Origin of the sequence: Sphingobium bisphenolivorans, assembly GCF_000412635.1 — a bacterium.
Lineage (GTDB): Bacteria > Pseudomonadota > Alphaproteobacteria > Sphingomonadales > Sphingomonadaceae > Sphingobium > Sphingobium bisphenolivorans.
Genome location: NZ_ASTG01000011.1, coordinates 85,068 through 97,754, shown reverse-complemented (window position 1 = coordinate 97,754; position 12,687 = coordinate 85,068). Strand labels below are relative to the sequence as shown.

At 66.3% G+C, this 12,687-nt stretch carries 14 protein-coding genes; 9 read left to right on the top strand and 5 right to left on the bottom strand.

All coding sequences use genetic code 11. From position 1 onward, the window contains the following. Positions 1-39 precede the first annotated feature (39 nt). From L858_RS0110235 to L858_RS0110205, 7 genes are read left to right on the top strand one after another with little or no spacing between them, the layout of a single operon-like run. Complete coding sequence (locus tag L858_RS0110235; RefSeq protein WP_022683057.1) at positions 40-513, top strand: A24 family peptidase; 474 nt, start codon at positions 40-42, stop codon at positions 511-513. A 51-nt stretch (positions 514-564) separates the two neighbouring features. Further along, positions 565-1,590 carry a Flp pilus assembly protein CpaB gene (cpaB, locus tag L858_RS0110230; RefSeq protein ID WP_028056006.1) on the top strand — a complete coding sequence of 342 codons (1,026 nt, stop codon included), beginning with the start codon at positions 565-567 and terminating at the stop codon, positions 1,588-1,590. A 1-nt stretch (position 1,591) separates the two neighbouring features. Beyond that, on the top strand, positions 1,592-3,091 hold the full coding sequence (locus tag L858_RS0110225; protein ID WP_022683055.1) for a type II and III secretion system protein family protein: 1,500 nt from the start codon (positions 1,592-1,594) through the stop codon (positions 3,089-3,091). 17 nt (positions 3,092-3,108) lie between these two features. Then, entirely contained in the window at positions 3,109-3,759 is a 651-nt protein-coding gene (locus tag L858_RS0110220) for a CpaD family pilus assembly protein (protein WP_022683054.1), read from the top strand. Between the two features lies 1 nt (position 3,760). Further along, complete coding sequence (locus L858_RS0110215; protein WP_022683053.1) at positions 3,761-5,044, top strand: Flp pilus assembly protein ATPase CpaE; 1,284 nt, start codon at positions 3,761-3,763, stop codon at positions 5,042-5,044. A 24-nt stretch (positions 5,045-5,068) separates the two neighbouring features. Then, positions 5,069-6,067, top strand: a complete 999-nt coding sequence (locus L858_RS0110210; protein ID WP_022683052.1) for a type II secretion system F family protein — start codon at positions 5,069-5,071, stop codon at positions 6,065-6,067. Between the two features lie 16 nt (positions 6,068-6,083). Next, positions 6,084-7,076 carry a type II secretion system F family protein gene (locus tag L858_RS0110205; RefSeq protein WP_022683051.1) on the top strand — a complete coding sequence of 331 codons (993 nt, stop codon included), beginning with the start codon at positions 6,084-6,086 and terminating at the stop codon, positions 7,074-7,076. Between the two features lie 183 nt (positions 7,077-7,259). Here L858_RS0110205 and L858_RS0110200 read toward each other — a convergent pair whose 3' ends face one another. The 4 genes from L858_RS0110200 to L858_RS0110185 all read right to left on the bottom strand — a co-directional run bounded on the left by L858_RS0110200 (position 7,260) and on the right by L858_RS0110185 (position 9,119). Beyond that, on the bottom strand, positions 7,260-7,952 hold the full coding sequence (locus L858_RS0110200) for an aspartate/glutamate racemase family protein (RefSeq protein WP_022683050.1): 693 nt from the start codon (positions 7,950-7,952) through the stop codon (positions 7,260-7,262). Positions 7,953-7,997: 45 nt separating this feature from the next. Beyond that, positions 7,998-8,657, bottom strand: a complete 660-nt coding sequence (locus L858_RS0110195) for an NAD(P)(+) transhydrogenase (Re/Si-specific) subunit beta (protein WP_022683049.1) — start codon at positions 8,655-8,657, stop codon at positions 7,998-8,000. Then, entirely contained in the window at positions 8,657-8,929 is a 273-nt protein-coding gene (locus L858_RS0110190; RefSeq protein ID WP_022683048.1) for a hypothetical protein, read from the bottom strand. The genes L858_RS0110195 and L858_RS0110190 overlap by 1 nt, the downstream gene beginning before the upstream one ends. Positions 8,930-8,993: 64 nt before the next feature. Next, a complete protein-coding gene (locus L858_RS0110185) occupies positions 8,994-9,119 on the bottom strand; it encodes an aa3-type cytochrome c oxidase subunit IV (RefSeq protein ID WP_022683047.1) in 126 nt (41 codons plus the stop codon). 161 nt (positions 9,120-9,280) lie between these two features. Between L858_RS0110185 and L858_RS0110180 the strand changes: the two genes are divergently transcribed. After that, on the top strand, positions 9,281-10,729 hold the full coding sequence (locus L858_RS0110180) for a sigma-54-dependent transcriptional regulator (RefSeq protein WP_022683046.1): 1,449 nt from the start codon (positions 9,281-9,283) through the stop codon (positions 10,727-10,729). A 92-nt stretch (positions 10,730-10,821) separates the two neighbouring features. Continuing rightward, positions 10,822-11,466: a hypothetical protein gene (locus tag L858_RS0110175; protein WP_022683045.1), complete on the top strand. Its 645-nt coding sequence runs from the start codon at positions 10,822-10,824 to the stop codon at positions 11,464-11,466. Between the two features lie 93 nt (positions 11,467-11,559). Here the strand turns inward: L858_RS0110175 and folP are convergent, their stop codons facing one another. After that, positions 11,560-12,681 (bottom strand): dihydropteroate synthase, encoded by a 1,122-nt coding sequence (gene folP / locus L858_RS0110170; protein WP_028056004.1) that lies wholly within the window; start codon positions 12,679-12,681, stop codon positions 11,560-11,562. Positions 12,682-12,687 lie beyond the last annotated feature (6 nt).

Here is a 12,687-nt window from a genome sequence, read left to right as displayed (position 1 = left end):
TTACGGTTTGGTAAGCCATGCGGTCTATAGTTTTACTCCATGTTGGGGGAATATTTCAGACTGGCGCTCGTCTGCGCCCTTGCCTTGCTGCTGATCGTCGCATCCGTCACGGACCTGCGCGCGCGGATCATCTCCAATCGGCTGAACCTGACCGTCGCCGCGCTGGCGCCGCTCTGGTGGTATGCCAGCGGCCTGCCGCTGTGGCCGGGCGTCGGCGTGCAGTTGCTCGCCGCGTTCATCGTCTTCTCCGCCTTTGCGCTGCTGTTCGCTTTGGGGTGCATGGGCGGCGGCGACGTGAAGCTGCTCGGCGCGCTGGCGCTCTGGTTTCCCTGGCAGGCGACCCTGTCGATGCTGATGCTGATGGCGCTGCTGGGGGGCGGCGTCACCATCGTGACCGTCGTGCACCACCGCATGACCCGGCGGCTAGGCCAGCCGCAGATTCCCTACGGCATCGCCATATCGCTCGCGGCCATGTGGCTGCTTGGCGAACGATATCTTAACCATTTTGCGTAATCATCCGGGGCTCAGGCGCAACTCGTCTGATTGAGGGAGGCGAATTTCATCATGGATGCCAAGAAAATCGTGCTGTTGGTGGGGGCGCTAATCATAGCGATCACTACAGCCTTGCTCGCGCGCAACATGCTGAGTTCTTCCGGCAGCCCGCAGGCCGGCGCCTCTTCCATGCCGGTCGAAGCAGACCAGCCCCATGTGCTGGTCGCGACCAAGGCGCTCCCGGTCGGCACCATCCTCGATGCCGAAAGCTTCCGCTTCCAGCCCTGGCCCAAGGATCTGGTCGAGCAGGCCTATTATATCAAGGGCCAGGCCGATCCGCAGAAGCTGGTGGGCAGCGTCGTGCGCACCGCCATTTCCGCCGGCCAGCCGATGACGCTGGGCTCGGTCATTAATCCGGGCGACCGCGGCTTCCTCGCCGCCGCGCTTGGCCCCGGCATGCGCGCCGTCACGGTGCCCGTCTCCGCCCAGAATTCCGTCGCCGGCTTCGTCTTCCCCGGCGACCGCGTCGACCTCGTCCTGACGCAGAGCGTCTCGGGCGGCGGCGACGGCGAGCCGCTCAAAGTATCCGAAACCGTGCTGCGCAACCTGCGCGTGCTCGCCACCGACCAGCGCATGGACGCGCTCGGCGCGGACGGCAAGCCGGTCGTCCAGACCTATTCCAACGTCACGCTCGAAGTCACGCCCAAGATCGCCGAGAAGATCGCGGTCGCGCAGACCATCGGTTCGCTGTCCCTGTCGCTCCGCTCGCTCGCCGACAACAGTTCGGAACTCGACGCCGCCATCGCCGGCAGCGACGTGGACCTGCCCGACGGCACCAATCCGAACGCGGAAAAGAAGCTGCTCGCCAGCCTCACCGCGCGCCCGATCGATCGCGGCACCACCTATTCCACCGGCGCCGACGTCTCGCGTTACCAGCGTAGCAGCGTCCCAGCCAAGCCGATGCAGGCCATGCCCGCGGGCGGAGTTCCAGCCGCCGCGCCTGGTGGCGCGCCTGCCGTCATCGTCGCGCCGCAAGGCCCCGTGATCCGGGTCGCTCGCGGCACCAGTGTGACCGTCGTTCCGGTCGGGGGGAAGTAAGATGAAGGGGTTCACCGATTTCGCTGGCAGCGTGGCGGCCAAGCCGCTGCTTGCCCCGGCTCTGGCGCTCGGCCTCGCCCTCGCCGCCGCTGCCGCGCCGACGACCGCGCTCAATGCCGCGCCCGTCTCCGCGCAGGACAATGCGATCCTGATGTCGGTCGGCGGCAGCCGCGTCATCAACCTGCCGGGCAAGATGTCCGACGTGGTCATCGGCAATCCGGAAGTGGTCGATGTCCATGTCCGCTCGCAAAACCAGCTTTACCTGATCGCCAAGGCGGCGGGCGAAACCACCGTCTTTGCGACCGCAACCAACGGCAAGGTGCTGTTCTCCGGCACGGTCCGCGTCGGCAACAACCTGACCAGCATCGATGACATGCTGAAGCTCGCGATGCCGAACGCCCAGATCGCCGTCAACACGATGAACGGCATGGTTCTCCTCACCGGCACCATCGCCGCACCCGAGGACGCCGCCGAGGCGGAGCGCCTGACCCAGGCCTTTGTCGGCAAGGATGTGACAGTCGTCAGCCGCCTGCGCACCGCGACGCCGCTTCAGGTCAATCTTCAGGTCAAGATCGCCGAAGTGTCGCGTGATCTCGGCCACAAGATCGGCATGAACTGGAAGTCGCTGGACAGAACAGGCGGCAAGTGGGCCGGCGGCATCGGTGGCGGCAATCGCGATGCGATCACCTTCAACGCCGGCGGAGGCGGGACCTTCAACTATGTGACGGATGGCGGCTATAGCATCGCCGGCGTCGCACGGGTGCTGGGTCTGGATGTCGGCGCGGTGCTGGACCTCGCCGAATCCACCGGCCTGTCCACCACCCTCGCCCAGCCCAACCTGACCTCGCTCTCCGGCGAGACCGCCAGCTTCCTCGCGGGCGGCGAATATCCCTACACCGTCAGCAACGGCACGCAGGGCAACAGCATCGAGTTCAAACAATATGGCGTGCAGCTGGCCTTCACGCCCACGGTCCTCGCCGACGGCCGCATCTCGCTGCGCGTCCGCCCGACGGTGTCCAGCCTCGACTTCTCGATCAACTCCAGCGTGCCTGCGCTCAAGAGCCGCACGGCGGAAACCACGGTGGAACTGGGTTCGGGTCAGGCCTTCATGATCGCGGGCTTGCTCAACAACGAAACCAGCAACGCTATCGACAAGGTGCCGGGCCTCGGCAACCTGCCGATCCTGGGCAGCCTGTTCAAGTCGCGCCAGTTCCAGCGCAACGAGACGGAACTGGTCATCGTCGTCACCCCCTATCTGGTGAGGCCGATGAACGCCGCCGACGTGCGCCTGCCGACCGACGGCTTCCGCAACGCCAATCAGGGCCAAGGCCTCTTCCTTCAGCAGGGCCATGACGGCATCAGCGGCGCGCGCGCACCGATGCCCAGCCGCGCACCGACTGGTCCGGCGCCAGCGCCCGGCCCGCAGGCTTCGGTGGCACCCGCCACGCAAACCGCACAGCGCAACGGCAAGTCCGCCGCCGCGCCGGGCTTCAGCTTCTGATCCGAAGGGCGAACGCCATGACCATCCCGTCACGCAAACACCTCATCCGCATCAGCGCCCTGGCCCTGCTCGCGCTGCCGCTCGCCGCCTGTCAGACCAGTGTCAATCGCGGCGTCGAATCGATCCATCAGCCGGTCGTCAGCCAAACCGCCTTCACCTATGACGTGCAGGCCGGCCCGGACGGCGGCCTCAGCGGCTCGGAGGCCCGGCGGCTGGACGACTGGTTCGCCTCCATCGGCCTTGGCTATGGCGATCAGGTCGCGGTCGCGACCGAGTCCGCCTATATCAGCCCCGCCCTTCGTGACGGCATCGCCGATGTCGTCGCCCGCCACGGCATGCTGGTGGGCGAGGACAGCAGCGCCGCGCCCGGCACTGCGCCGCAGGGCAGCGTCCGCCTGATCGTCCGCCGCGCGACGGCGAGCGTCCCGGGCTGTCCCGACTGGCGCGACAAGAGCGAAGACGACATGCAGATGGGCGCTTCCTCCAATTTCGGTTGCGGGGTGAACGGCAATCTCGCCGCCATGGTCGCCAATCCCAACGATCTGGTTCGCGGCCAGAGCAGCGAAAGCGACCTGCGCACCGCGACATCGAACCGCGCCATTTCCACCTATCGCGAAAAGGCCCCCACAGGGTCGGGCGACCTCAAAACACTTGCGGGAGGCAAATGATATGAACGCTCCCTGGAAACCCGGCATGTCTGGCCAGCGGGACCCCTTCCACGCCTTCGTCTGCGACGATCACAGCTTCGACCTGCTGCGCGCGGTCGCGGCCGAAATGGGCTGGGCGCCGGAAAAGGTGAACAAGGGCGGCATGCGCAATGCGGTGCAAAGCCTGTCGATCACCGCCAGCCCGCAGATCCTGTTCGTCGACATGTCGGAGAGCGGCGATCCGCTGGGCGACATCAACAGCCTCGCCGAGGTGTGCGAGCCCGGCACGGTCGTCATCGCTGCGGGCCAGGTGAACGACGTCCGCCTCTACCGCGACCTGCTCGCCAGCGGCATTCAGGATTATCTGCTCAAGCCCTTCGGCGCCGACCAACTGCGCGACGCGCTGGCGCAGGCGCAGGCGGTGTTCTTCGCGCCGCGTGACGCCGGCCCGGAACGGCCCCACATGACCACCGCCGTCATCGGCACGCGCGGCGGCGTAGGTGCGTCCAGCATCGCGACCTCGCTCGCATGGCTGCTCAGCGACAAGAAGAAGCGCTCGACCGCGCTGCTCGACCTCGACGTTCATTTCGGCACCAATGCACTGGCGATGGATCTGGAGCCCGGCCGTGGCCTCACCGATGCGATCGAAAATCCCAGCCGCATCGACGGCCTCTTCATCGAGCGCGCCATGGTGCGCGCCAGCGACAATCTGGCGATCCTGTCGGCCGAAGCGCCGATCAGCCAGCCTATGCTGACCGATGGCGGCGCCTTCTACCAGCTGCTGGAGGAGTTTCGCGCCGCCTTCGAATCGACGATCATCGACCTCCCGCGCAACATGCTGATCCACCATCCCGCGCTGATGAGCGACGTGAACATGGCGGTCGTCGTGACGGAAATGACGCTGGCCGCCGCCCGCGATTCGATCCGCATCCTGTCCTGGCTCAAGACCAATGCGCCGCAGTCGCGCGTGCTGGTGGTCGCCAACCGCGTCCATCCCGGCGCGCCGGAGATCAGCCGCAAGGACTTCGAACAGTCGATCGAGCGCAAGGTGGATATCTGCATCCCCTTCGACCTCAAGACCGCCTCGCAAGCGGCGAAGCTCGGCAAGACGCTCGCCGAAACGGCCAAGGGCAACAAGGTCGGCGCCGCTTGCGTGACGCTCGCCGAAGCCGTGCTCGGCGCGATCGAGGATGGTGAAGCGGAGGGGCCCGCCGCGCCCGCGAAGAAGGGGGACAGCCTGCTCGGCAAGATCAGCGATCTCAAGAGCATGATCCCCTCCCGCCGCAAGGACAAGACGGCGGCCTGACCTCCTCTACGGAATGGGCGACTTATGGACGGCAATTTCCTTCTGATAGCGGTGCTGCTGGCGACCTTGCTCGGTCTGGTCGCCATGGCCTTCGCCGGTCCGTCCCCCGACAAGGCGCAGAAGCGCCGCATGGAACTGATCCGCGGGCGTCACGGCGATTCGACCGAGGCGATGATGGAAGCGCGCATGCGCAAGGTGATCTCCAATCGCCCGATCAAGCCCGAAGCTTCCATCCTGGTGTCGCTGGTCCCCAACCCGGAGAATCTGGCCAAGCGCATCCGCATGACCGGCAAGAAGTGGACGGTCAGCCAATATATGACGGCGGCCGCCACCATCTTCCTGCTGATCTGCGCGCTGCTGATGCTGCGCGGCTTCCCGCCGCTGTTCGCGATCCTGCTCGGCATGGCGGCGGGCCTTGGCCTGCCGCACATGTGGGTCGGTCGCCTGATCGCCAAGCGGATCAACCAGTTCAACGCCAAATTCCCGGACGCCCTCGAACTGCTCACGCGCGGCCTGCGCTCGGGCCTCCCCATCGGCGAGACGCTGGGCGTCGTGTCGAACGAAATTCCGGGGCCCGTCGGCGAGGAGTTCAAGCTCATCACCGAACGGATCAAGATCGGCAAGACCATGGATCAGGCGCTTCAGGAAACCGCCGACCGCCTGGGCACGCCGGAATTCCAGTTCTTCGTCATCAGCCTCGCGATCCAGCGGGAGACGGGCGGCAATCTGGCCGAAACCCTCTCCAACCTCGCGACGGTGCTGCGCCAGCGGGCGCAGATGAAGCTCAAGATCCGGGCGATGTCGTCGGAATCAAAGGCGTCCGCCTATATTATCGGCTGCCTGCCTTTCCTCGTCTTCGGCCTCATCTGCTACATCAACTATCAATATATGTCGCCCTTCTTCACGCCCGACCCGGCGGGTATCTTTGGCCTCTCGACGATGCAGATCATCGGTATCGGCGGCATGTGCTGGATGGGCATCGGCGCCTTCATCATGGCGCAGATGATCAACTTCGAAATCTGACGGGAGCAGACACGCGATGGAAACCGTTCCCGTCCCTGCCGGCACCCTGTTTGGGCTGACCGCGACCGACTTCGGCACGCTGCTCGCCGGGCTCGCCACGCTGGCGATGCTTTTCGCCCTTTATGCGGTGATGACCGTGCGCGATCCCATGGCGAAGCGGGTCAAGGCGCTCAACGAACGGCGCGAGCAGCTGAAGGCCGGCATCACCGCCTCGACCGCCCGCCGCCGCGCCAAGCTGGTCAAGAAGAACCAGGCGACCGACCAAATGCGGTCCTTCCTCTCCAGCCTGAAGGTGCTTCAGGACGATCAGCTGAAGGAAGCGCAGACCAAGCTGGCGCAGGCCGGCATCCGGTCGAAGGACTGGGCCGTCGCCGTCATCTTCGGCCGCCTGATCCTGCCCATCGTGATCGGCAGCATCGCCGCGCTGCTGCTCTATGCCGTGGGCATCTTTCCCGAATGGGGCGGGGTGAAGCGTTTCGGCGCGTTTGCCGGCGCGCTGCTGCTCGCCTACAAGGCGCCCGATATCTTCATCGACAATAAGGTGCAGAAGCGCTCCGCCGCGATCCGCAAGGGCCTGCCCGATGCGCTCGACCTGCTGGTGATCTGCGCCGAGGCGGGGCTTACCGTCGATGCCGCCTTCAGCCGCGTCGCGCGCGAGCTGGGCAAGGCCTATCCGGAGCTCGGCGACGAATTCCACTTGACCGCGATCGAGCTCAGCTTCCTCACTGAGCGGCGCATGGCGTTCGAGAATCTCGCCAACCGTGTCAAGCTGGATGCGGTCAAGGGCGTGGTCACCACCATGATCCAGACCGAGAAATACGGCACCCCGCTCGCCTCGGCGCTGCGCGTGCTGTCCGCCGAATTCCGCCACGAACGCATGATGCGCGCGGAAGAAAAAGCCGCGCGCCTGCCCGCGATCATGACCGTGCCGCTGATCCTCTTCATCCTGCCGACGCTGTTCGTCGTCATCCTGGGACCAGCCGCCTGCTCGATCGCTACCGCGTTCTGATCGGCATGAAGATATTTCCTCTCCCCCTGTGGGAGAGGGATGCGAAGACTTGGCAGCTTGCTGCCTAGTCGTAGCTGGGTGAGGGGTGTGCTCGCACGCCAGCACCCTCATCCAACTCCGCCTAATTCACTGCGCGAGTAAGGCTGCATATCCTTCTCCCATCAAGGGAGAAGGAAAATCGACCTAATCCCCCAAGATCACGTCCACGCCCGCCCGCGCGTGGATCATCGTGCCGTCGTAGATCGGCAGCACATTCGCCTTCACATCGACGATCATCTCTAGTTCCGTGCAGGCCAGGATCGCCGCCTGCACATTCTCCTTGGCGATGTCGGTGAGTTCGGACTTCATGTACCGCTCCGAATCGCGGCTGATCTTGCCCAGCGTCAGCTCGTCATAAACGATGCGGTCGATCCGCTCGGCCATCTCCATGTCGGGCGGCAGCAGCGAGATGCCGTGCGCCACCAGCCGCTGGCGGTAGAATTTCTCGGTCATCACGTTGCGCGTGCCGATCAGGGCCGCCTTCTCGATCCCGTCTGCCTGCATCTTGCGCCCCACCGCCTCGGCGATGTTGATGATGGGGATATCGACGCCCGCCTGCACCTGGTCGTAGACGCGGTGCATGCTGTTGGCACAGATCAGCAGCGATACGGCCCCGGCCTGCTCCAGCCTGCGCGCCGACCCGGTCAGCACCTGCGCCGCATGCGCCCATTCCTCGTCCGTCGTGGAGCGGCCGATCTCCGCGAAATCCAGGCTCTCGATCAGCAGCGGCGCGCTGTGCTGGCCGCCCTTGGCGCGATAGACCGCCTGATTGATGATCTGGTAATAGCGCGCCGTGGACGTCCAGCTAAGACCGCCAATCAGACCAAGTTTACGCATCTGCCGCCTAACCCCACTTACCTTTGGACGCCCTTTCTCCAAGCGTTAAGGACCGCGCCGAGCATCGGCAAGCCTCTTCCTGTTAACCGCGCGACAAAGCCGCAGCGCCATCACAAGACCGGTCGATCCCGCCAGCCCGCCTGCGACCACCAGCGGCAGATTGCCCAGCAGGAATCCGCTGGCGGCGGCGGACCATCCGACCAGGCTTGCCAGCATCAGGCTGACCGCGCCGCTCCCCCGGCGCGCCCAGCCGGCGCTCACCGCCCCAACCACCGCCATGCTCCCGAACCCGCTCTGCAGCGTCAGCAGCAGCGCCGCGCCGCCCGTCAGCGCAGCGCCGCTCGCATCGAGCAATCCGAAAGCATGGGGATTGCGCCACATCGCCAGCGCAGCACAGACGGAACCCGATCCCGCCAGACCCATCAGCCCGATCAGCACCAGAGGGAGTAACGCAGGCGGCACGACCCGGCCGATCAGCCACCCGGCGGCAGCGCCCAGGATCAACAGCCCGCAAATGGCAGGGAGATTTATTACATCATGGCTGTAGAGCGCTGCGCCAGCCGCCGCGATGACGCCGGCCAGCGCAAGGCCCGCACGCCGCCGAATGTCCGCTTTGCCGCCCCCGCACAGGGAGAGCAGAAAGAGCAATATGGCGAACGCCCAACCGATGCCGACAGCCGGGCCGATGCCGCTCACCGCGTCCATCACTGACGAGCTTCTCCGCCCGCCATCCGCCGCGCCACCGCAAACGAGCCACACAGCGCCGCGCTGCCCGCCAACACCGCCGCCAGCGCCAGAGTGCGCGCCCGCGCGCTCCCCGCCTCAGCCGCCACGATCAACGCGCCGATCAACAGGGCCGAAGCCAATATCGGAAGGACAGCGTGGACCGCTCCGCCCCGCGTCAGGGGCGTCCAGAGTCCGACTGAAAGACCAACCACGCAGGCGGCCAGAAAGGTGGCGAGCAGCAGCAGGCTCACAGCGCCCGGTCCGCCCCGATCATCACGGCGCCGCGCCGGTCAGAGCAAGCGCTCGCCGCCGCCTTCAGCTGGCGATCAGCAGCACGACCAGAGCAGCAAGGGCGACGCTGGCGATCGTACCCCATTTCACGAGCGAGACGAACCCCGCATAGGTCTGGTTCGCGCTGTCCATATTCCCTTCCGACGCCATGTCCGCTCCCTCTGTTTCAGCCGTTCATCATCACTGGTGGCAACCTAGTATCGCCAAGGTCCCCTAGCCTCAACCCGCAACCATGCAAGAAAATCTTTCCGGTTAAGCCGGTTTTTACCGGTTCCGCTTACCCTGTCCGCCTGACTGAAAGAGGGGTAGGAATGGCGCGCGACGGCGTACCCATGCTGATGTTGATCGATGACGAACCGGCCCAGCGCAGGCTGGTATCCGCGCTCGCCGCGCGCGCCGGATGGCGTACGATCTTCGCCAATGACGGCGACACCGCCATCGCCACGCTGGGCACGCAGGACGGCATGCGGCTCGACGCCGTGCTGCTCGACCAGTGGAGCCCCAGCTATGAACCCACCGGCCTCATCCGGGAATTGCGCTCCCGCAGGCCCGCGCTCCCCATCCTGGTGGTGACCGCCCATAATAATGTCGCGGTCGCCGTCGATGCGATGCGCGCGGGCGCGACCGACTATCTCGCCAAGCCGATCGCACCCGAACGGCTGCTGGCAGCGCTGAACGCCACCCTCGCCCACGCCAGTGCGCGCGGCGAACTGCGCCCGCTCACGGAGAAGATTTCCGCCGCCCTCTCGTTCGAGGATGTTGTCGGCGCCGCGCCGCAGTTTCGCGCAGCCCTCGCCATTGCCGCCAAGGCCGCGCGCGCCCGCGTGCCGGTATTGATCGAGGGCGAAAGCGGCGTCGGCAAGGATGTGGTGGCGCGCGCCATCCACGCGGCCTCCCCCCGCCACAAGCAGCCGATGGTCACGGTCAATTGCGGCGCGATCCCCGCCAATCTGGTGGAATCGGACCTGTTCGGCCATGAGCGAGGCGCCTTCACCGGCGCCTTCGATCGGCAGGTCGGCAAGTTCGTGTCCGCCGACACCGGCACCATCTTCCTCGATGAAGTCAGCGAGATGCCGCTGGACGCACAGGTCAAGCTGCTGCGCGTGCTCCAGGACGGCGAGGTTCAGCCCTTGGGCGCGCGCCGCCCGATCCATGTCGATGTCCGCGTCATCGCCGCCACCAACAAGCGGTTGCATGACGAGATCGAGGCCGGCCGCTTCCGCGAGGACCTTTATTACCGCCTCAACGTCGTTCAGCTAACGATCCCGCCGCTGCGCGAAAGGCTGGGCGACGTGCCGGCGCTCTGCCGCCACCTGCTCGCCCGCATTGCGGGGCAGCCGGGCCTGCGTAGCCTCGGGCTCACCGATGACGCGCTCGCCCTGCTGATGCAGCATGACTGGCCCGGCAATGTGCGCCAGCTTCAGAACGCCCTCTTCCGCGCCGCCGTTCTGTGCGAAAGCGATGCGCTGACGCCGCAGGATTTCCCGCAGATCGCCGCGCAGATTCACACGCGCACGCATGGCGATCACGGCCAGGCCCGGCTGCGCGCTCTGCCGCAGCCGCCGCGCGAAGCGGCCGGCATCACCCTGTTCGAAGGTGACGGCCATGTCCGCCCGCTTGCCGAAATAGAGGCGGACGTCATCCGCCTTGCCATCGGCCATTATCGCGGCCGCATGACGGAGGTCGCCCGCAGGCTGGGGATCGGCCGGTCCACCCTCTACCGCAAGCTCGCCGAACTCGGCATCGACAGCGCCGCCTGACACGGCAGCGCCTGCCCCGCGCCATCGACGATCATCGCTGCCCCGATGGTTACGGCGTTGTATTGTCGCAGCGCCTATGCTTTGGAAAGCGGATGAAGATCACCCGCCTTGCTGCTCATCGTCCGCTGCTCCTCTCGACTGTCCTGCTGCTCGCCGCCTGCGGGCGCGCCGAGCCGGTGGAGGACCTTCCCAGCCAGGATCAACTCGCCGCCGCCGCCAATGCCGAAGCGGCGAGAGCCATGGCGGCGGCCAAGGCGGAAACGCCCGCCTCGCGCAACTATGTGAATGTAGAGCGCGGCTTTTCCATCACTTTCCCGGAAGGCTGGCGGAAGGATGCGGCCGCCAGCACCGCCGACGGGGTCGTCTATCAGGACCCCGGCGCGGGCGCGGACGTCCGCATCTTCTGGCAGCCCAGTGATGGCGACAAGGCTCTTCGGGAAATCGTCGAAGCCGCCAACGCGGGCGCCGAAGGGGTCAGCGGCGACTTCATCGGCGACAATGAATATCGCGGCACCGCCAACGACGGCGAAGGCAATAATGTCGCGATTCGCCTGCTCAAGCGGGCCGACGGATCGATCGTCACTGCGTCGTTCGTCTATCCCGAGATGCTCAGCGAACAATATCAGACGATGGCGGAACGGACGCTCGACAGCCTCAAGATCTTCGCCCCCAAGGCGCAAACGCCCGACAGCGACGCGGCACCGGCCGCCAGCAACGCGGCCGAAGCGGCGCGTTAAGGCGATTAAACGGTCGTCACCCCGGACTTGATCCGGGGTGACGCTTCACCTTCCGGTCGCGCCCAGCCCTGGAATTGCGAAGCTTACCCCCCCTCAAACCGCACTCAAGCCCGCATCGGCCAGCCCGCGCCACAGATGCAGCGCCTGCACGCTCTCCCGCACATCATGCACGCGCACCATCTGCGCGCCTAGCTGCGCCGCCCGAAAGGCCAGCGCCACCGACCCGCCGAGCCGGTCCGCCGCCGGTGCTTCGTTTGACAGCGCCCCGATCAGACGCTTGCGGCTCCCCGCGAACAGCAGCGGCACACCCAACCCCTGGAAGGTGGCAAGGCCGTTCACTAGGGCCAGATTGTCGGCCAGGCTCTTGCCGAAGCCCAGCCCCGGATCGACCATGATCCTGCCCCTTTCGATGCCCGCTGAAACACAGGCGTCGATCCGCGCCTCCAGCATGTCGAACACATCCGCCACGACATCGCCATAGCCGCCCGGATTCTCATGCGGATCATCCCCCGCCGAAGGCGCATGCATCAGGATCACCGGGCAACCGGCCGTAACTGCGACCTCCATCGATCGCGGATCGTGCAGCAGCGCGCTCACATCATTGATGACCCGCGCACCCGCCGCCACCGCCGCCTCCATCACCGCAGCCTTGCGCGTGTCGATCGACACCGGGACGCCGGCTGCCGCGAGCCGCTCGATCACCGGCACGACCCGCGCGATCTCATCGCCTTCCCAGACCTTGGGCGCGCGCGGCCGCGTCGATTCGCCCCCTACATCGATAAGCGCCGCGCCCGCCGCCGCCATGGCGAAACCGGCGTCGGCCGCTGCCTGCGGATCGTCCATATGCCTGCCGCCGTCGGAAAAGCTGTCGGGGGTCACGTTCAGGATCGCCATGACCTGCGGCGCATCGAACCGGATCGTCCGCTCCCCCAGCACCAGCGGCTGCCGCTGGGCGGAGATGTTCGCCGCCAGCCGCCGCGCCCGCTCCGCCAGCGGATCGGGCAGTCCCGCGACAGCCTCGGCAAACTCCGCCACCGGCACCGTCACCCGCGCGACCCGCTCGTCCCCGGAAAGCGCCGTCAGCTCATAGGCCTGGAACCAGATCAGCCCATTCCCCATCCGCGACGCCGACCCGTCCGGCAAACCGATCGGCGAAGGCACGAACCATGTCGGGCGCAGGTAAAGCCGGGCCCTGGCGGGAATATGGGAAAGCATTGTTAG